This is a genomic window from Ruminococcus flavefaciens (assembly GCF_900143025.1).
Lineage (GTDB): Bacteria > Bacillota > Clostridia > Oscillospirales > Ruminococcaceae > Ruminococcus > Ruminococcus flavefaciens_I.
Genome location: NZ_FRCT01000010.1, coordinates 26,002 through 44,022, shown reverse-complemented (window position 1 = coordinate 44,022; position 18,021 = coordinate 26,002). Strand labels below are relative to the sequence as shown.

26 protein-coding genes are annotated in these 18,021 nt (G+C 46.0%); all 26 read right to left on the bottom strand.

The features are described 5' to 3' along the window. The 26 genes from rplO to BUB28_RS10955 all read right to left on the bottom strand — a co-directional run bounded on the left by rplO (window position 1) and on the right by BUB28_RS10955 (window position 18,018). Window positions 1–441, bottom strand: a complete 441-nt coding sequence (gene rplO / locus BUB28_RS11080; protein ID WP_072951430.1) for a 50S ribosomal protein L15 — start codon at window positions 439–441, stop codon at window positions 1–3. Window positions 442–459: 18 nt separating this feature from the next. Next, the gene (gene rpmD / locus BUB28_RS11075) at window positions 460–636 is read right to left on the bottom strand and encodes a 50S ribosomal protein L30 (protein ID WP_072951428.1); all 177 of its coding nucleotides are present in this window, start codon (window positions 634–636) and stop codon (window positions 460–462) included. Between the two features lie 14 nt (window positions 637–650). Then, window positions 651–1,151, bottom strand: coding sequence for a 30S ribosomal protein S5 (rpsE, locus tag BUB28_RS11070; RefSeq protein WP_024860939.1), 501 nt, complete (start codon window positions 1,149–1,151; stop codon window positions 651–653). A 15-nt stretch (window positions 1,152–1,166) separates the two neighbouring features. Then, window positions 1,167–1,526, bottom strand: coding sequence for a 50S ribosomal protein L18 (gene rplR / locus BUB28_RS11065; RefSeq protein ID WP_024860940.1), 360 nt, complete (start codon window positions 1,524–1,526; stop codon window positions 1,167–1,169). Between the two features lie 19 nt (window positions 1,527–1,545). Continuing rightward, window positions 1,546–2,091, bottom strand: a complete 546-nt coding sequence (gene rplF, locus BUB28_RS11060; RefSeq protein WP_072951427.1) for a 50S ribosomal protein L6 — start codon at window positions 2,089–2,091, stop codon at window positions 1,546–1,548. A 14-nt stretch (window positions 2,092–2,105) separates the two neighbouring features. After that, complete coding sequence (gene rpsH, locus BUB28_RS11055; protein ID WP_019680111.1) at window positions 2,106–2,504, bottom strand: 30S ribosomal protein S8; 399 nt, start codon at window positions 2,502–2,504, stop codon at window positions 2,106–2,108. A 24-nt stretch (window positions 2,505–2,528) separates the two neighbouring features. Beyond that, window positions 2,529–2,714 carry a type Z 30S ribosomal protein S14 gene (locus BUB28_RS11050; RefSeq protein WP_072951425.1) on the bottom strand — a complete coding sequence of 62 codons (186 nt, stop codon included), beginning with the start codon at window positions 2,712–2,714 and terminating at the stop codon, window positions 2,529–2,531. Between the two features lie 16 nt (window positions 2,715–2,730). Next, the gene (gene rplE / locus BUB28_RS11045) at window positions 2,731–3,270 is read right to left on the bottom strand and encodes a 50S ribosomal protein L5 (protein WP_072951424.1); all 540 of its coding nucleotides are present in this window, start codon (window positions 3,268–3,270) and stop codon (window positions 2,731–2,733) included. Window positions 3,271–3,288: 18 nt separating this feature from the next. Then, entirely contained in the window at window positions 3,289–3,630 is a 342-nt protein-coding gene (gene rplX, locus BUB28_RS11040) for a 50S ribosomal protein L24 (protein ID WP_072951422.1), read from the bottom strand. Window positions 3,631–3,648: 18 nt separating this feature from the next. Further along, window positions 3,649–4,017 (bottom strand): 50S ribosomal protein L14, encoded by a 369-nt coding sequence (gene rplN, locus BUB28_RS11035; RefSeq protein WP_009984984.1) that lies wholly within the window; start codon window positions 4,015–4,017, stop codon window positions 3,649–3,651. A 39-nt stretch (window positions 4,018–4,056) separates the two neighbouring features. Next, entirely contained in the window at window positions 4,057–4,317 is a 261-nt protein-coding gene (gene rpsQ, locus BUB28_RS11030; RefSeq protein ID WP_019680108.1) for a 30S ribosomal protein S17, read from the bottom strand. Window positions 4,318–4,336: 19 nt separating this feature from the next. Continuing rightward, window positions 4,337–4,537, bottom strand: coding sequence for a 50S ribosomal protein L29 (rpmC, locus tag BUB28_RS11025; protein ID WP_028517930.1), 201 nt, complete (start codon window positions 4,535–4,537; stop codon window positions 4,337–4,339). Continuing rightward, window positions 4,537–4,962 (bottom strand): 50S ribosomal protein L16, encoded by a 426-nt coding sequence (gene rplP / locus BUB28_RS11020; RefSeq protein WP_009984988.1) that lies wholly within the window; start codon window positions 4,960–4,962, stop codon window positions 4,537–4,539. The genes rpmC and rplP overlap by 1 nt, the downstream gene beginning before the upstream one ends. After that, window positions 4,962–5,756 (bottom strand): 30S ribosomal protein S3, encoded by a 795-nt coding sequence (rpsC, locus tag BUB28_RS11015; protein ID WP_028517929.1) that lies wholly within the window; start codon window positions 5,754–5,756, stop codon window positions 4,962–4,964. The genes rplP and rpsC overlap by 1 nt, the downstream gene beginning before the upstream one ends. Window positions 5,757–5,775: 19 nt before the next feature. Beyond that, window positions 5,776–6,111, bottom strand: coding sequence for a 50S ribosomal protein L22 (gene rplV / locus BUB28_RS11010; RefSeq protein WP_019680104.1), 336 nt, complete (start codon window positions 6,109–6,111; stop codon window positions 5,776–5,778). Window positions 6,112–6,131: 20 nt separating this feature from the next. Further along, window positions 6,132–6,416, bottom strand: a complete 285-nt coding sequence (rpsS, locus tag BUB28_RS11005; RefSeq protein WP_009984992.1) for a 30S ribosomal protein S19 — start codon at window positions 6,414–6,416, stop codon at window positions 6,132–6,134. Between the two features lie 21 nt (window positions 6,417–6,437). Next, window positions 6,438–7,271: a 50S ribosomal protein L2 gene (gene rplB / locus BUB28_RS11000; RefSeq protein WP_072951420.1), complete on the bottom strand. Its 834-nt coding sequence runs from the start codon at window positions 7,269–7,271 to the stop codon at window positions 6,438–6,440. Window positions 7,272–7,346: 75 nt separating this feature from the next. Further along, a complete protein-coding gene (gene rplW / locus BUB28_RS10995) occupies window positions 7,347–7,640 on the bottom strand; it encodes a 50S ribosomal protein L23 (RefSeq protein ID WP_072951419.1) in 294 nt (97 codons plus the stop codon). After that, on the bottom strand, window positions 7,640–8,263 hold the full coding sequence (rplD, locus tag BUB28_RS10990; protein WP_072951417.1) for a 50S ribosomal protein L4: 624 nt from the start codon (window positions 8,261–8,263) through the stop codon (window positions 7,640–7,642). Before rplD ends, rplW begins: the two co-directional genes overlap by 1 nt. A 17-nt stretch (window positions 8,264–8,280) precedes the next feature. After that, window positions 8,281–8,913: a 50S ribosomal protein L3 gene (rplC, locus tag BUB28_RS10985; RefSeq protein WP_072951415.1), complete on the bottom strand. Its 633-nt coding sequence runs from the start codon at window positions 8,911–8,913 to the stop codon at window positions 8,281–8,283. Between the two features lie 110 nt (window positions 8,914–9,023). Continuing rightward, a complete protein-coding gene (rpsJ, locus tag BUB28_RS10980) occupies window positions 9,024–9,338 on the bottom strand; it encodes a 30S ribosomal protein S10 (protein WP_019680098.1) in 315 nt (104 codons plus the stop codon). Between the two features lie 474 nt (window positions 9,339–9,812). After that, window positions 9,813–11,093 carry an acyltransferase gene (locus BUB28_RS10975; RefSeq protein ID WP_072951414.1) on the bottom strand — a complete coding sequence of 427 codons (1,281 nt, stop codon included), beginning with the start codon at window positions 11,091–11,093 and terminating at the stop codon, window positions 9,813–9,815. A 131-nt stretch (window positions 11,094–11,224) separates the two neighbouring features. Then, window positions 11,225–13,036 (bottom strand): glycerophosphodiester phosphodiesterase family protein, encoded by a 1,812-nt coding sequence (locus tag BUB28_RS10970; RefSeq protein ID WP_072951412.1) that lies wholly within the window; start codon window positions 13,034–13,036, stop codon window positions 11,225–11,227. A gap of 228 nt (window positions 13,037–13,264) precedes the next feature. Further along, on the bottom strand, window positions 13,265–14,272 hold the full coding sequence (locus BUB28_RS10965) for a carbohydrate ABC transporter permease (protein ID WP_072951410.1): 1,008 nt from the start codon (window positions 14,270–14,272) through the stop codon (window positions 13,265–13,267). A gap of 12 nt (window positions 14,273–14,284) precedes the next feature. Then, window positions 14,285–15,217, bottom strand: a complete 933-nt coding sequence (locus BUB28_RS10960) for a carbohydrate ABC transporter permease (protein ID WP_072951409.1) — start codon at window positions 15,215–15,217, stop codon at window positions 14,285–14,287. Continuing rightward, a complete protein-coding gene (locus BUB28_RS10955; RefSeq protein ID WP_072951407.1) occupies window positions 15,217–18,018 on the bottom strand; it encodes a DUF5696 domain-containing protein in 2,802 nt (933 codons plus the stop codon). Before BUB28_RS10955 ends, BUB28_RS10960 begins: the two co-directional genes overlap by 1 nt. Window positions 18,019–18,021 lie beyond the last annotated feature (3 nt).

The following is an 18,021-nucleotide window of genomic DNA, read 5'->3' as shown; positions in this document are numbered from 1 at the left end:
TTACATCACCTCAGTCTTTCCGCCTGCCTTTTCTATCTTCTCAACAGCACTCTGTGAGAATTTTGCAGCTTTAACTGTCAGCTTAGCGGTAAGCTCTCCATTTCCGAGGATCTTTACTCCGTCGTAAACCTTCTTTACAAGACCTGAAGCTACGAGAAGCTCTGTGTCAACTACTGTACCGTCTGTGAACTTGTTAAGATCGGAAACGTTAACGATAGCATACTTTGTAGCGAAAATGTTGTTGAAGCCTCTCTTAGGGATTCTTCTTGCGAGTGGCATCTGTCCGCCTTCAAAGCCGATTCTTACGCCGCCGCCGCTACGAGCATTCTGACCCTTATGGCCCTTGCCTGCTGTCTTTCCGTTACCCGAACCATGGCCTCTGCCGATACGCTTTACAGGCTTATTGGAATCGAGTGCAGGTGTTAATTCATGAATTTTCATTTGATTGCACCTCCTTGTTTACGCTTCTGTAACCTCAACGAGGTGTGAGATCTTCTTTATTTTACCGTTTGTCTGCTCGTTGTCGGGCTGTGTTGTAACATCTCCGACCTTCTTGAGGCCAAGTGACTGAGCAGTAGCGATCTGGTCCTTCTTTCTACCAATGAGGCTCTTTACGAGCTTGATATTCTTTGCCATTTCTTACTGCCTCCTTAACCTAAAATTTCCTTAACAGACTTGCCTCTCTTAGCAGCTACATCCTTTGCAGATGTGCAGTTTACGAGGCCGTCGATTGTAGCTCTTACTACGTTGCAAGGATTGTTTGAACGAAGTGACTTTGTTCTGATATCCTTTATACCTGCAACTTCGATAACGGCACGAACAGGGCCGCCTGCGATAACACCTGTACCGGGTGCAGCGGGCTTCATAAGAACTCTGCCTGCGCCGAATGCGCCAACGATTTCGTGAGGGATTGTTGTTCCCTTGAGAGCAACCTTTACAAGGTTCTTCTTTGCGTCCTCGATGCCCTTACGGATAGCATCGGGAACTTCTCCTGACTTTCCAAGTCCGAAGCCGACTGTACCATTTCCGTCGCCTACAACAACGAGTGCTGAGAACTTCATGATACGACCGCCCTTAACTGTCTTTGATACACGGTTGATAGCTACAACCTTCTCAACGAACTCAGGAGCCTGTGTTTCAATATTAGCCATTGTTTTACCTCCCTCTTAGAACTTTAATCCGTTTTCACGTGCGCCCTCTGCGAGTTCCTTGACTCTGCCGTGGTAGAGGTAGCCGCCTCTGTCGAAAACTACTTCGCTGATACCCTTATCAGCTGCGTTCTTAGCGATCATCTCGCCGACCTTGCGAGCACCCTCAACGTTGCCGCCGTTGCCCTCAAAGCCCTTATCCATGCTTGATGCAGAAGCAAGAGTAACACCGTTTACATCATCAATGAGCTGAGCATAGATGTGCTTTGTTGAACGGAACACATTGAGACGGGGACGCTCGGGAGTTCCTGAGATCTTTGCGCGAACTCTGCGGTGTCTCTTTAATCTTGCCTTATTGCTGTCAAATTTCTTAATCATAGCAATTTGCTCCTTTTAATTACTTCTTGCCCTTACCAGCTTTACCTTCCTTGCGGATGATATGCTCGCCTTCGTATCTGATACCCTTGCCCTTGTATGGCTCAGGTGGACGCTTTTCGCGTATTTCAGCTGCAAACTGACCTACAGCCTGCTTGTCGATACCGCTTACGATGATCTTGTTTGGCTGAGGAACTTCAAGCTTGATAGCGTCTGTTTCCTCAAGTACAACAGGATGTGAGAAGCCAAGGTTAAGATTTACCTTGTTGCCGCTCTTAGCAGCACGGTAGCCGACACCCTCGATCTCGAGAGTCTTTGAATATCCGTTTGTAACACCCTCTACCATGTTAGCGATGAGTGTTCTTGTAAGACCGTGAAGTGAACGGTGACGCTTGTCATCGCTTGGTCTTGTAACTGTTATAGTGCCGTTCTCGACTTCAATGCCGAGCTCTGCATTAAACTGTCTTGAAAGCTGACCCTTAGGTCCCTTTACAGTGAGAAGATTGTTCTCATTCTTTACATCTACACCTGCAGGAACGCTGATGGGCATTTTACCGATTCTTGACATGATCAGTATCCTCCTTACCAGATGTATGCGAGGACTTCGCCGCCGACATTGAGCTCTCTTGCCTTCTTGTCAGTTACGATTCCCTTTGAAGTTGAAACGATTGCGATACCAAGGCCTTTTCTTACCTTAGGCATATCTGCGCAGCTTGAATAGATACGCAGACCCGGCTTAGAAACTCTTCTAAGGCCTGTTATAACGGGAGACTTATTATCACCGTATTTAAGCGTGATTCTGATAACACCCTGCTTTCCGTCTTCGATGAGCTGGAAGCCCTTTACATATCCTTCATCTACGAGGATCTGTGTGATGTCCTTCTTAACTCTTGAAGCGGGAACGTCAACAGTGGCGTGCTTAGCAGTATTCGCATTGCGAATTCTTGTTAAAAGATCAGCGATTGTATCAGTTATCTGCATGCCGAATGACCTCCTTCTTGTATTTTACCAGCTTGCCTTTTTAACACCGGGGATCTGACCGTCGTGTGCAAGCTCTCTGAAACAGATACGGCAGATGCCGAACTTTCTGAGATATGCGTGCGGTCTGCCACAGATCTTACATCTGTTGTAAGCTCTTGTGGAATACTTGGGAGTCTTCTGCTGCTTATTGATCATTGCCTTCTTAGCCATTTTATTTCCTCCCTGATTACTTGATGAATGGAGCACCCATAAGTGAAAGGAGCTCTCTTGCTTCTTCATCAGTCTGAGCTGTTGTGATGAAGTTTATATCCATACCTCTTACCTTGTCGATCTTATCGTACTCGATCTCAGGGAAGATGAGCTGTTCCTTGATACCTGTGGAATAATTGCCCTTACCGTCAAATGAATTTGCGCTGATGCCTCTGAAGTCACGTACACGTGGGAACGCAACGTTGAAAAGCTTGTTTACAAATTCATACATTCTCTCGCCTCTGAGAGTTACTTTAACGCCGATAGGCATACCCTCACGAAGCTTGAAGTTAGCTACTGACTTCTTAGCGCGGCATACTACAGGCTTCTGACCTGTGATAGCTGCGAGATCTGTCATGATAGCATCTATAACCTTTGCGTTGTCCTTTGCTTCACCTGCGCCGACATTGATTACTACCTTGTCCAGCTTCGGGATCTGCATAACACTCTTATAATTGAACTTCTTCATAAGTGCAGGAGCAACGTCGCTAACATAAAAATCCTTTAAACTTGCCATGTCGTTTCTCCTTTACTATTATTCAAAAGACTTGCCGCACTTCTTGCAAACGCGGAGCTTCTTGCCGTCCTCTACAACGTGACCTACTCTTGTAGGCTTGCCGCACTTAGGGCAAACGAGCTGTACCTTGCAAGCGTAAACAGGAGCCTCTGTATTGATGATGCCGCCCTTTTCGCCCATTCTTGTAGGCTTTACGTGCTTTGTGATCATGTTGATACCTTCAACGATGACCTTGTCTTCCTTTGGGCTTACCTGAACTACCTTACCGGTCTTTCTGTCACCCTTGCTGTCGAATTTATCCTCATACTTGCCGGTGAGAAGGATTACAGTGTCACCGGTTTTTACGTGTACTTTACTCATAATCGAATGACACCTCCATTAAAGAACTTCAGGGGCAAGGCTCAGGATCTTTGTATACTCCTTTTCACGGAGCTCCTTAGCAACAGGTCCGAAAATACGGGTACCCTTTGGGTTCTTGTCTTCCTTAATAATAACAGCAGCGTTCTCATCGAAGCGGATGTAAGTACCGTCCTCTCTTCTGAGACCCTTTGCTGAACGAACGATAACTGCCTTTACAACATCGCCCTTCTTTACAACGCCTCCGGGTGTTGCTTTCTTAACTGAAGCAACTACTACATCGCCGATATTTGCATATCTTCTGCGTGTACCTCCCAGAACTCTGATACACATAAGCTCCTTTGCGCCTGTGTTATCAGCGACTTTAAGATAAGTCTGCATCTGTATCACAGCGAGTTCCTCCTTTCAAGCTTTAAGCTTCTATCAAAATTACTTAGCCTTTTCAATGATATTTGTTACACGCCATCTCTTATCCTTTGAAAGCGGACGTGTTTCCATAACCTCAACGCGGTCACCGATTCTGCACTCATTGTTTTCATCGTGAGCCTTAAGCTTAACGGTACGCTTGATGATCTTCTTATAAAGCGGGTGTTTAACGTTATCAACGATAGCAACTACGACGGTTTTATCCATCTTATCGCTTACAACCTTACCTACTCTTGTTTTTCTAAGGTTTCTCTCAGTAGACATTAGCTAAATCCTCCCTTTCTTACTGCTGCGCAGCAAGCTCTGCCTCACGCAGAGATGTCTTGATGCGTGCAATATCCTTCTTTACAGCCTTGAGTCTTGCTGTATTATCCAGCTGATTGATAGCGTGCTGGAAACGGAGAGCAAAAAGCTCTTCCTTAAGGCTTGTGAGCTTTTCGTTGAGCTCATCAACTGACATTTCTCTGATTTCTGATGCCTTCATTACTGCTCAACCTCCTGCTCTGCTTTAGTTACGAACTTACACTTGATAGGAAGCTTGTGCATAGCAAGACGCATAGCTTCTCTTGCAGTTTCCTCAGCAACGCCCTTGATCTCAAAAAGAACACGGCCCGGCTTAACTACTGCTACCCAGTACTCCGGTGAACCCTTACCTGAACCCATTCGAGTTTCAGCAGGCTTCTCTGTGATCGGCTTATCAGGGAATATCTTGATCCAAACCTGACCGCCTCTCTTGATATAACGAGTCATAGCGATACGGGCAGACTCGATCTGATTTGATGTGATCCATGCAGGCTCAAGTGCCTGAAGACCGAAATCACCGTAAGTTACCTTATTTCCTCTGTATGCCTTACCCTTAAGACGTCCTCTGTGGACTCTGCGGTACTTAACTCTCTTTGGAAGAAGCATTACTGATTACCTCCTTCTCTTTTAGCGTCACGATTGAAATTTCTGTTTCCGCCGCGTCTGTTGTTGTTTCCGTCACGCTTGTCGTCACGGCGACGGCGGTCATTATTTCTTGTATCGTTCTTTCTCTCGAGCTTTTCTCTCTGAGCAGCAGCCTTAGCAGCATCGCCCTTGAGAACTTCGCCCTTGTAGATCCAAACCTTTACGCCAAGCTTACCGTATGTTGTATCAGCCTCAGCGAAACCGTAGTCGATATCAGCACGGATAGTCTGGAGCGGGATTGTACCCTCGTGGTAGCTCTCGCTTCTTGCGATTTCAGCACCGGCAAGTCTGCCTGATACCTTAACCTTGATACCCTTTGCGCCAAGACGCATTGTTCTGCCGATTGACTGCTTCATTGCTCTTCTGAAAGATACTCTGTTCTCGAGGTCGAGAGCAATCTTTTCAGCAACGAGCTGGCTGTCCATATCAGGCTGCTTTACTTCAATGATATTGATGAAAACCTGCTTGTTCATCATCTTCTCGAGCTGTGCTCTGAGCTTCTCGATCTCTGCGCCGCCTCTGCCGATTACGATACCTGGCTTAGCGCAGTGGATGTGGATTCTAACCTTATCAGCAAAACGCTCGATCTCTATTCTTGGAACACCTGCTGCATACAGGCTCTTCTTGATGAAGTTACGAACGTTGTAATCCTCAACGAGGGCATTGCCGAAGTCAGACTTGTTTGCATACCAACGAGAATCCCAATCTTTTATAACGCCGACACGAAGACCGTGTGGATTAACTTTCTGGCCCATTCTTCAAACCTCCTTGGGATTATTCTTTTTCCTTGAGAACAACTGTGATGTGTGATGTTCTCTTTAAAATTCTATATGCTCTGCCCTGTGCTCTTGGCATGATTCTCTTCATTATAGGTCCTGGTGTAACGAAACACTCTGAAACTACGAGATTATCCTTATCCATGCTGAAGTTGTTTTCAGCGTTTGCCTGAGCGGACTTTACAAGCTTTGCAACGATAGGACTTGCAGCCTTAGGAGTAAGATCTAAAGTAGCTAAAGCGAGATCAACAGGCTTGTTTCTGATAAGATCCAGTACGATCTGCACCTTTCTGGGTGATATACGAGCATTTCTTAAATAAGCTCTTGCTTCCATCTCTGAGCTCCTCCTTCCGCTTATTTCTTACCGTTGTTAGATGTCTTTGAGCCTGCGTGGCCCTTGTAAGTTCTTGTAGGAGCAAACTCACCGAGCTTGTGACCTACCATATCCTCTGTAACGTATACCGGAACGTGCTTACGACCGTCGTGTACAGCGAATGTATGACCTACGAAATCAGGGAATATTGTTGAAGAACGGCTCCATGTCTTAAGAACCTTCTTTTCACCTGCTTCGTTCATTGCAACGACCCTCTTCAGGAGAACTTCCTGGACATAAGGACCCTTCTTGATACTTCTGCTCATTTAATAGTTCCTCCTTTCAGATTATTTGCCGTTGCGGCGCTTTACGATGAACTTATCAGTTCTGTGATGCTTCTTACGTGTCTTATAGCCGAGTGCTGGCTTACCCCATGGGGTTACAGGGCCCGGACGTCCGACAGGTGATTTACCTTCACCACCACCGTGTGGGTGATCGCATGGGTTCATGACAGAACCACGTACAGTAGGTCTCCAGCCCATATTGCGGACTCTACCAGCCTTACCGTAGTTAACGTTCTCGTGATCGATATTTGAAACCTGACCGATAGCAGCCTTGCAGTCGATCGGAACCTTTCTCATTTCGCCTGAAGGAAGTCTAACAAGTGCATACTTGTCTTCCTTACCCATAAGCTGAGCCTGGTTGCCTGCGCTTCTTACGAGCTGTGCGCCCTTACCCGGGTAAAGCTCGATAGCGTGGATAAATGTACCAACAGGGATATCTGCGAGCTTGAGTGCGTTACCTGGCTTGATATCAGCCTCAGAACCTGACTCTACCTTGTCGCCTACCTTTAAGCCGTTAGGAGCAAGGATATATCTCTTCTCGCCATCCTCGTACTCAACGAGTGCGATGAATGCGCTTCTGTTTGGATCGTACTCAAGAGTCTTAACAACTGCGATTACATCGTCCTTGTCTCTCTTGAAGTCGATTACACGGTACTTTCTTCTGTTTCCGCCGCCTCTGTGGCGAACTGTTATACGGCCGTAGCTGTTTCTTCCCGACTTCTTCTTCATTGGTTCGAGAAGGCTCTTCTCCGGCTCAACCTTTGACAGAACCGAGTAGTCAGTTACAGTCATCTGACGTCTCGAAGGTGTCGTAGGCTTATAAGTCTTTATAGCCATTTTAACTTTTCTCCTTTAATGCATTTTTTGCGGGAGCATTACTCCCATAACTCTCTTACTTATTTAATAGTGGGATCAAACCATACCCTCGAAGAACTCGATTGCCTTTGAACCCTCTGTAAGAGTGATGATAGCCTTCTTCCAATCAGGAGTCTTGCCGTAGAATCTTCCGACTCTCTTAGCACGACCGTTGCAGTTCATTGTGTTTACCTTAGCAACCTTAACGTCGAAGAGCTCTTCAACAGCCTTCTTGATCTCGGACTTGTTAGCGTCCTTAGCTACCTTAAAGGTGTACTTTCCTGTCTGAAGATCGTCCATTGACTTCTCAGTGATTACAGGCTTAAGAATGATATCCTGAGCTGTTTTCATTATGCGTACACCTCCTCGATCTTTCCTACTGCATTCTTAACAACGATGAACTTTTCATAGTTGAGAATGTCGTAAACATTAAGTGTATTTACAGCAGCAGTCTTAACACCAGGGATGTTAGCTGCGCTCTTGATAACCTTTGAATCAGCCTCTGCTGTTACGATGAGAGCCTTGCCCTCAACGCCGAGAGCCTTGAGCATTTCAACAACTGTCTTTGTCTTGTAGCCTTCAAGTGTGAGAGCGTCAAGAACGATCATGTTGTTGTCGATAACCTTAGTAGAAAGCGCAGACTTCATAGCGAGTCTCTTTACCTTCTTGTTAAGCTCGTATCTGTAATCTCTTGGCTTAGGTCCAAGTGCGATTCCGCCGTGTACCCACTGAGGAGCACGGGTTGAACCCTGTCTTGCGTGACCTGTACCCTTCTGTCTCCAAGGCTTTCTGCCGCCGCCGCTTACTTCTGTTCTTGTAAGTGTTGACTGTGTGCCCTGTCTCTGGTTTGCGAGGTAATTAACAACTGCAGCGTGCATAACACCTTCGTTGGGAGTGATTCCGAATACTGAATCATTAAGCTCTGTCTCGGAAACCTGCTTACCTGTCATATCAAAAACTGAAATTGTAGACATTTACGCTTCCTCCTTCCTTAAGCCTTTACGCTGTCAACGATATAAACGATACCGCCCTTAGGTCCCGGAATAGCACCCTTGATAGCGATAAGATTATTCTCTGCGTCTATTTTAACGATTTCGAGATTCTGAACAGTTACCTGCTCTGCACCCATGTGACCTGCCATGCCCTTGCCCTTGTAGATTCTTGAAGGAGATGAACAAGCACCCATTGATCCAGCCTGTCTGTGTACAGGACCTGTACCGTGAGTTTCCTTGAGTCTGTGCTGGTTGTGTCTCTTGATAGCACCAGCGAATCCCTTACCTTTGCTTGTGCCGACAACGTCGATTGCGTCGCCTACAGCAAATGTGTCAGCCTTGATGATGTCGCCTACGTTAAGTGAATCGCAGTCTGCAAGTCTGAACTCCTTGAGTGTCTTCTTGCAAGCAACGTCTGCCTTATCGAAGTGACCCTTCATTGGCTTGTTTACTCTCTGTACCTTTACGTCGCCATAGCCCAGCTGAAGAGCTGCATAACCGTCGTTCTCTACAGTTTTCTTCTGTACAACGACACATGGGCCGGCTTCTACTACTGTTACAGGAACAACTTTTCCTGCTTCGTCGAAGATCTGAGTCATACCGATCTTCTTGCCGATAATGCCTTTCTGCATTTTCTTTTCCTCCTGTTAGGTTATTGGTTGATGATTTACACATCAACTTGACCGACGGATCACCGTCATTCCGCTTCCCGAGCGGTATTTTCAAGCGAGATATCGGTTAATTACTTAACCTCCATTACTACGTCTACGCCTGCGGGGATCTCAAGCTTATCAAGAGCAGCAGTTGTCTTCTCTGTAGGACGGATAACGTCTACGAGTCTCTTGTGAGTTCTCATCTCGAACTGCTCACGGCTGTCCTTGTACTTGTGTACAGCACGAAGGATAGTAACAACTTCCTTATCTGTAGGGAGCGGGATAGGTCCTGAAACTCTTGCACCGCTTCTCTTAGCTGCCTCAACGATCTTAGCTGCTGCAATGTCAACTGTAGCATGATCGTAACCCTTGATCTTGAATCTGATTTTTTCGTTGACTGCCATTATTTTCGCCTCCTTGAAATTGATTACGGGGACGCAGATATGAGATATTCACACGTTTCCGTGTGTTTCATGCTTTATCTGACAAAAAAACTCGAAAAACTGGTGTTTTCCGAGCGGTCTTAGCAATATTTGAGCACAAAATGAGCATAGTTCACGCATACGCAAGCTGCGTGAAGAATAACCACAAACTGTGTTCGATATCCCAATCGCCCGGTTTAAAATCGGACATACTCCACGGAAATTACCTGCCATACCGGCAGCAACCTTCCGCTTCAACGCATATCTTCTGCAGTCAGTGCGCATATCAGCGCACTCAACGTAATCAATTATATCATATATACGGGCATAAATCAAGGATTTACAAAAAATGTATTCGTAAATTTTTGATGAACGATAATTTTCTTTTAACTATTTCTTTTTTCACATAAAACACATAGTTCCCGAAAGCTCTGAAAGCCTTCGGGAACCGATAGATCATTCTTCTCTTGCAGCTTTTTCAGCCTTTATAGCTTCAATTCCCTGCTTAACGAGATATGCCGCACCGTCATACAGCTTATGTATGATGATAGCGCATATGAGCGAGCAGAAGAACACCTTAGGTATTATCTCATACCAGTGTTCAAGACGTTCGCCGACTGTCAGGTACTTCTCACAGAAGCCCTGATGACGGACGCTTGTTTCATTCATCTGCCAGCCGCCGTAGAACATATTGTCGAAGATGTAGGATATCATGTAAAGCGAAAGTGTAACGCCCGAGATCTGTCTCAGTACGAACTTCACGCCCTTGTTTGTAGTTGTGATATCAAAGAGAAGCAGGAATACGCAGGTTGCCATAATGTATACGGGGTATGTACCGTAATCGTTGAAGTGCCATGAAAGGAAGTGGTGATCGCCTATTTCGTCAGCAAGTGACTGCTTATATGTGCTGTATGTTATGAACCATGTAGACAGACAAAGCACAGCAAAGATTATAAGCTTGTTGCGTACACATCTCTTAGGCGGACAGTCACGAATGAATGCACCTGTAAAGTAATAAGCAAAATACCATGCACCGTTGAGCTGATCGGGAAGAGCTCTTATCTGATCGTCCCTGTCGAATCCAAGGTAGAAGCTTCTTGCAAAAATGGTAAGTAAAGTTATCGTTGCAACGAGAACGAATTTCTGCAAATTGTTCTTACAGCCGTTGATAGCAAGGTTAAGGAACGGTATGCAGAGGAAGATAGATATGTAATAATTGATATACCAGCCGTACTGTGCGTTTGTGTATGTATCTATATATCCCTTCAGTATCTTCCATGCATCAAACTCCTCATGGAAGTGATGCTCCTTGAATTTGATACACAGTATGCTTATAAAGATATATATAACTATTATTTTTATAAGTCCGAGGTAATATTTTCCGCTGAAGGTCTTGTTCTTCATAAGATAACCCGTAGTTATCATAAACAGCGGAACGCATATGTAAGCCAGCCAGCGGAAGGCTATAGGTCCCAATGCGGAGGAATTGGTGAGCGGTTCGTAATAAAAGCCGTTATACAGGAAGAAGTGTACACTTACAACAAGGAACACCGCAAGAATCTTTACTATGTCTATTCCCGCAAAATATGGCTTTATAGGTGCTGCTGCAACAGCTGTGCCTGCCGCCTGCTCCGTCTTTTTTGTTTTTCCTTTGCTGCTCTTTTCAGCGGCAGCCTTGCTTACCTTTGCTTCCGCTTTTTCTTTTTCGGAAGTTTCGGTATTTTTTTTACTGTCCATTTTGTCGGACCTCCTTCATTTTTCAGAATAATGCAAAACAAACTCACTGTTACATTATATCCTAAATTGTATATTATGTCAATCAGAAATTACTTCTGCCACATATTAGACGTATATCTCACCGAAAACTCTCAGCTTCCGAAAATATATTTCAGAACTGTGAGAACAGTATCTCCGACCTTCTTTGAATCAACCACTTCAAGAGCCTTGTCGGGGCGGTCGGTAATGATATTGTCAACGCCCAGAGCCATCATCTGCTGAACGTCCTTCTGCCTGTTCACCGTCCAGACAAATATGCGCTTTCCGTTATGGTGAGCAGAATTGACAACGCTCTGGTTCACAAAGAGGTAATTCATACTGAGCGCGTCTATATACGGCAGACGGGAATAAGAGGTAGCCGTAGACAGATTAGCTATATATCCCGTTTTTATTTTAGGATTAAGCTTCTTTACTTTTTTGAGCGCATCATAGGAAAATGAAGTAATATAGCAGGAATTGGCTATGCCGTACTCCTCCACCAGCTCAACTACGCGCTGCGCCGTCTTTTTCGGTTCTCCCGAACGCTTTATCTCTATATTGAGCATTATATCCTTTCCAACAAGGTCAAGCACCTCGGTAAAGAGCGGTATCTTCACATCGTCGAATTTTCCTTCCTTGCCGTACCATGCTCCTGCCGAGAACTGCTGGAGCTGCTCATAGGTATAGTTTTTCAGCATACCCTTTCCGTCTGTTGTACGGTCGATGCGGTCATCGTGAAAGACTACAAGCTGGTCGTCCGCCGTAAGCTGGACATCGAGCTCTATATAGTCCGCACCGCTGTCAATGGCAGCCTGAAACGCAGGAAGTGTGTTTTCGGGCGCAACGTGCGAAAAACCTCTGTGTGCCGTTACCTGTGTACGGGACAGAACTCCCACATTCACGTTTACATTTCCCTGATACAATGCCTTGAAGTATGAAAGGTTCATCACAATAGCCGATGCGATAAGCACCACAACTATAGTAACGCTGTGTCTCAGGCGCATTTTATACTCTCTCTTGTTGGGCAGATCGAATTTCTCGCCCTCGTTGTCCTTCATAAACTTATGAGTGAGCCAGCACATGACCACAGGTGCGGAAACGAATGCCGAAACAGCCGTAAACACGCTCCACGCATAGCGGAGTATCCTCAGGGACGTACCAAAAGCCGCATTTACCTTCAAGCCCTTGATAGCGTATACGATAATGAAGCTTATTCCGAAGGTAGCTATAGCTATAATTGCCACAACGGCAAGACTGAAGCCGAGAAGCATCATTATCATCTTGAAACGCTGCCCCTTCATCTTCTCCCTGCTCTTTTTCAGGCACTCACCGAAGGAAGAGCCCGTAAGCACAAGGTAATGTATACTGTAGCAGCCGCTTATGATAAGTATTATGAACAGAAGCTGCATAAGTATATACGCAGCTACAGCTCCCACTCCGTTGACAGAATAGAATATCCTTTTCAGCACAGGCATGAGCGGTGCAACGAACATACCCGACGACAGCGAGATCTGCGCCAGCGGCATGACCGCCATATAACCGAGGAAGGCAAATATTCCCGAGCCCTTGAAAGCCTTTACGAACGACTTTATGCCCGTGCGGAACATTCCGCCGGTAAAGATACGCTGCTTTTTCTCAAAGCAGGAGAAACACGCCGCCAGTGCGGACAGCTCCACAAAGGAGAAAAAGGCGTAAAACAAAAGCATTACGATTATAACGATTATCGTCGCAGGGTGCTTTAGGTAAATAAGTAAATTTTCATCATTAAGGTAGTTTATTCCCGAAAGCTTCATCGTAAGCTTGAGAAGGAGCGCAAGCACAGGCGTTCCTATGGCAAGCAGCATCAGCTTGAATATAAGTTCAAATACAAGAAAATGAGGAACAGCTCTCAGAAAAACACCCGCAGGTTTAAATATTTTTTTCATAGGTTTGCTCCGAACAAATAAATATACTTCAATTATACGCTGTTTTCCGCCAAATGTCAATAAAAAATCCGCCTTTTATCACAAAAGGCGGATGCATATTTCATAATGCTGTCAGCTGTTTTATATCCAAGCAGCCGGCTCTATATATTTTTTTATTTTAACATTTCAATAATCAATGGTTTTCCATTGAAAAAATCCGTTTTTTTGCCCCTTTATAGAGGGAGTTTTTCAGCCCACGATACCCGAACGCTCTATGCCCTCGGTGAAGTGCTTTTGCAGGAACACATACATGAGCAGCACAGGTGCTATCGAAAGCAGGCAGCCTGCCTCCTTCCACACTATCTGCTCTCTCAGGCTTATCTGCACAGACGGGTCATTGAACAGCTTTATTTTCAGCTGACTGTCCAAATTCGTAAGCATGAGTGCAACTGTTTTCGGAGCTGTAAAGAAGGTATTGCTCACATAGTAATCATTCCAGTACCACACCACCGAAAACAGGAAAACCGTCAGGAAAGCAGGTGCAGCATTAGGAGCCATTACCTTCACAAAGGTCATAAATGGTCCGCAGCCATCGATATAAGCCGCGTCCTCAAGCTCTCTCGGCAGCCCTTTGAAGAACTGTCTGAAAATAAGTATCATAAGTCCTGCACGTATGCCGTTTGCAGTCATAGCAGGCAGATACATGGTAAGTCTGCTGTCAATAAGGTTAACTGAAAACAGTCCCTTTATGCCGAAGTATCTGAACTGAGTATACAGGGGCAGGGATATGACCTGTGTGGGCACAAGTATCATCATTATAACGATACCGAAAAGCAACTTCTTGCCCTTGAATTTAAACCTTGCAAAGCCATAGCCTGTAATTGCACAAGCAACCACCTGCACCAGTGAGCAGCCTATATTCAGCAGCACTGTATTTTTCAGAGTCTCCCAGTAGTCCATTGCATCTATGGTCTCTCTGATTATATCGAGAGTATAATGCCTCGGTATCCACATTACAGTAGGGTCGCTCATATCTCCCCTTTCTCTGAAAGCACAGCTTATCATGTAGATAAGAGGATACAATATAACGAAGCTCAGCCCCACCAGTATAACAAAGCGGAAAAACGGCCACACTCTGTCCTTTACAGACTTTCTTCTGAGATAGGCTCTCTCCTCCGCAGACATATTCTCCCGCTGCTTTCTGCGCCTTTCTCTTTGGCTGAGGCTTTTTTCGGGAACAGCTTTAACATCGTCCATTCATATCCCTCCTCAGTCGTTTTCGTAATAGATGAAACGTCCTATCGCCCATGCCATAACGGTTATCACCGCAAGGACTATACCGAAGTATATCCACGCCATTGCCGAAGCCGCACCGAATTCCCACTGATTTTTCATTGATACGATACGGTTCATAACGCTGTTCATAGGGTTAGTGAACGAATCTATTATTGTGAATATAAGATTAGCAAGTATGAAAGGGGTCACGTATGGGAAGGTTATCTTCCAGAAATACTCCCAGGCAGTAGCACCTTCAAGCTGTGCAGCCTCTCTTGCCGACGAGGGGATATTCTGCAAAGCCGCAAGAAACAGGAGTATCTGTATTCCCGAGCTCCAAACGATACCGAATATATTATCCGCAACAGCCGAAATGATATCGCTCATTCTGTCGCTGATACCGTAAATACCGAGAAACTGCATAAGCTCTCCCACAAGGTCGGTGGAAAACATAGTCGAGAACTGCTGTGCTCCCGAATTGCCCGTAGAGTCCATATCACCGCTGATTATCTTGAATACGGGACCTGTAGCGATAATAACAGGCAGAAAGAAAACAGCTCTTGCAAGAGTCCTGCCCCTGAACTTCTGATTGAGTATCACTGCGATAAACAGCGAGAAAATGAGTATCAGCGGAGTTTTCCAGAGTGCCTCTATAAGAGTATCGCCCAGATATTCCGTATAGTAAGGGTCTTCCGCAATAGCATTTATGTAATTTCCGAAGCCTGTGAACTTAGTTTTCAGCGAGCCCGGGTCAACTGTGACCTCACAGAAGGAATACCACAGGGACTTTCCGAGAGGGATAAGGAAGAACAGAACCGTTCCCACCAGCCACAGACTTATAAAGCCGTAGCCGTAAAGCGACTTTCTTTTCTCATATGACATTCTGCGATGTTTTTTCACCACAGGAGCTTCTGTTTTTTCGCTCATCAGCCGTCCCCTCCTTCCTCGGAAAGCTCTATATGCACAGCTCCGCAGTCGATAGTGCGCTTTTTCATGTCCACCTTTACGACTGTGCCGTTTTCGTATTCGGCAGTAATTATATCTCCGTCGGTATCATAGCCCGTAATGAAGCTGTCCGACACCTTTCTCAGCACAGGCTCCATAAGCTTTTGATACTTCGCCGCAGTATCCGTCCAGTACCTGTGATCGGCGTAATACAGCGTATCCAGCTCAGTATCTTTAAGGAGGCTCGTCTCCTCGTATATCATATCAAAGCTGAGACTGCTCCCCGTAGCCGCCGCCATGAGCATGAGCCTTTCTGGGTCGGGATCACCGTTTACGGCTTTTGTGGAATACGGTATGAGTCCGTGGAGCACCAGCTGATAGAACGGTATATCCTCATCAAACAGGTCAAATCTGCTGGAACTGCTCGGTACTCCCGTGATACAGCTCACATAGGGCAGAGCATAGGCATTCGCACCGTCTGCAAGTATGCCGTTCCCCAGCTTGTCATCTATCTTCTTATAGCTGTCCGCCAGCATTTTTTCAGCCTTTGCACGGGAAATATTCTTCTTGCCGTAGTCTCCGTAAAGAGAAGTAGTAAGGCTTGCAAGAGATACGCCGTCAAGACCTGCCTTTGAGTAGTTTTTAGCGATATCACCGAATACCTTCCCGTAATAGCTGGGCGAAAGCAGTGACATATTCTTTCTGAAGCCGTCAGGGATACCGTAGGCGCGGTCATAGCTTACTATCTGCGAATAAGCTCCCGATACTCTTACAGCCGTATCCGTAAAGGAGTAGTAGCCGTTGCCCGAAAGAAAATCCCTGTTATCCGAAACAGGATAAAGAGCATAGCCCTTCTTGTCCGCAAGGTCGGTAAGCTTTTTGAAATCACTCTTGCCGCCAAGCTTTCCCGATGGCTCGGCATCAGTGTCCACCTTGTTCTTTATGCCGTCATTTGTCCAGTTCCTGTAGGATATGACCATATCCTCAACGCCCTTTGCACTCAGGTCGCCGATAATGCCTGCCGCCTGAGAATAGTCCGTAACAGAGGTCTTCATATCAACAGGTATGCCGAGGATATTCTTCTTTTTCATAGTACCGCCGTAAAGTCCGAGATAAAGGGCGGAGCTGTCGGCAGTACATTTCTTTGCGACTCCCTGCTCCTCCATGAGATACTGACGGTAACGGGCAGCTACGTCTGTATAGTCCGCACCTTTTTTCGAGATAGGATAATACAGCATCTCGATATCGTCGGACTTTATAGCACCCTTTTCAAAGACGGTATATCGCTCATTGCTGTTGCCCGACATATAGAAGCTGTCCATAGCACGAAGTATAAAGGTAAATCTGCAAATATTATAGCTGCTGTTGGACTGCTTCGACACATTTGCCGTGATATAGGCATTGGAGTCGCCTTTCGACGCAACAGCGAGCAGAGCGTTGTCCTCCTTGACTATGCCGTAAACAGGCAGATATATCTGCTCGGTCACAGCTCCCCTTGTCTGAGGTACAGCCGTAACATCGTTTCCGTAGACTCTCTGCTGATATATATTTGTCTGGAAACAGCGGTTATTATTGAAGCGCACAAGCGCACCGCTGCCATCGGGGATAACGAAATATCCCTCCTCCTTGTCGGAGGCAGCACCAAAACAGCCGAGAACGGTCATTTCCGTAGCGATATTGCCGTTCTTGCTCTCCTCTATCTCCGATACCTTTACGCTTGCCTTCAAATGGTCATCTTCGAGGGTATACTCCACGGGATATTTAAAGCCTGCCTTATCGTAGTTATAGACCACACGTATGCCGTCCCTGATATCGCTGACCGTGAACTTGCAGTCCCCCTCGCTGCCCGACCTGAGCATATTATTTCCCGAGCGGGTAAGGGGTACACCGTATCTCAGCATATTCGATGACCTGAGTTCATCTGCAAGCAGAGATGTGGCAGTCCTGTCCTGAGCCGCTTCAAGGGGAGATGACCACCATATATAGCCGTTTTCCTTATTTTCAATGCCGAATATGGCACTTCTGTCATCAACTATCATGCGGAGCTTGTCGTTTTCCGCACCGTATCTGAAAACGCCGAGGAAGTGTACGCCATCAGCTGTCAGCCACGCAAATTCGCCGCTTTCAGCCTTGTATACCTTCTTTCCGTCCTCTTTTCCGCTGTAGGAGAGCGTAATATCAGGCTTTTTCATGTCCCTTTGCAGAAGCTCCAGCGTTTTTCCGTCAGCCGAAACAAAGGCGTATTTACTGTCAAGGGAGGAGATTATCTTCCTTACTCTTACTATCTTCGATGCATCTTCATCGGTAACGATAAAAAATCTTCCTGCATCGCTTATCCACAGCTTTCCGTCATCGCACTTACTGCCGCTTTTGAAGGAGGCTGCGGCTTTTCCTGTCTTTGTATCAACAGCCACAAGTTCCCCTATCTTTTTCAGCTCGTCTATCTTGTCGGAAACCAGCTTCTGCTCCTCGGTATAGTCCTTTTTGCTCTTAGGCTTTCCGCCCACGGACTCCCAAAGCTTATCATCGAAGTCCTTGTCCTTGCGGTAAATGTCATAGCCGTCGGCAGTTCCTACCTTTTCAAGGTATTTTTCCGCATCCTCAGCGGAAAGCTCCACCTTCTCAACGGTCTCCGAGCGTTTTGCCTTTTCGTTCTCTCCGCTGTCCGAATCAGAGGTCTCAACGGATAATTCCATATCCTCCTCAGCAGCAAAAGTCCTGCCCGACATAGTCAGGGACGCTACCGCAAGGAAACACAGCAGAAGCTTTCTTATATTGCCCATTCC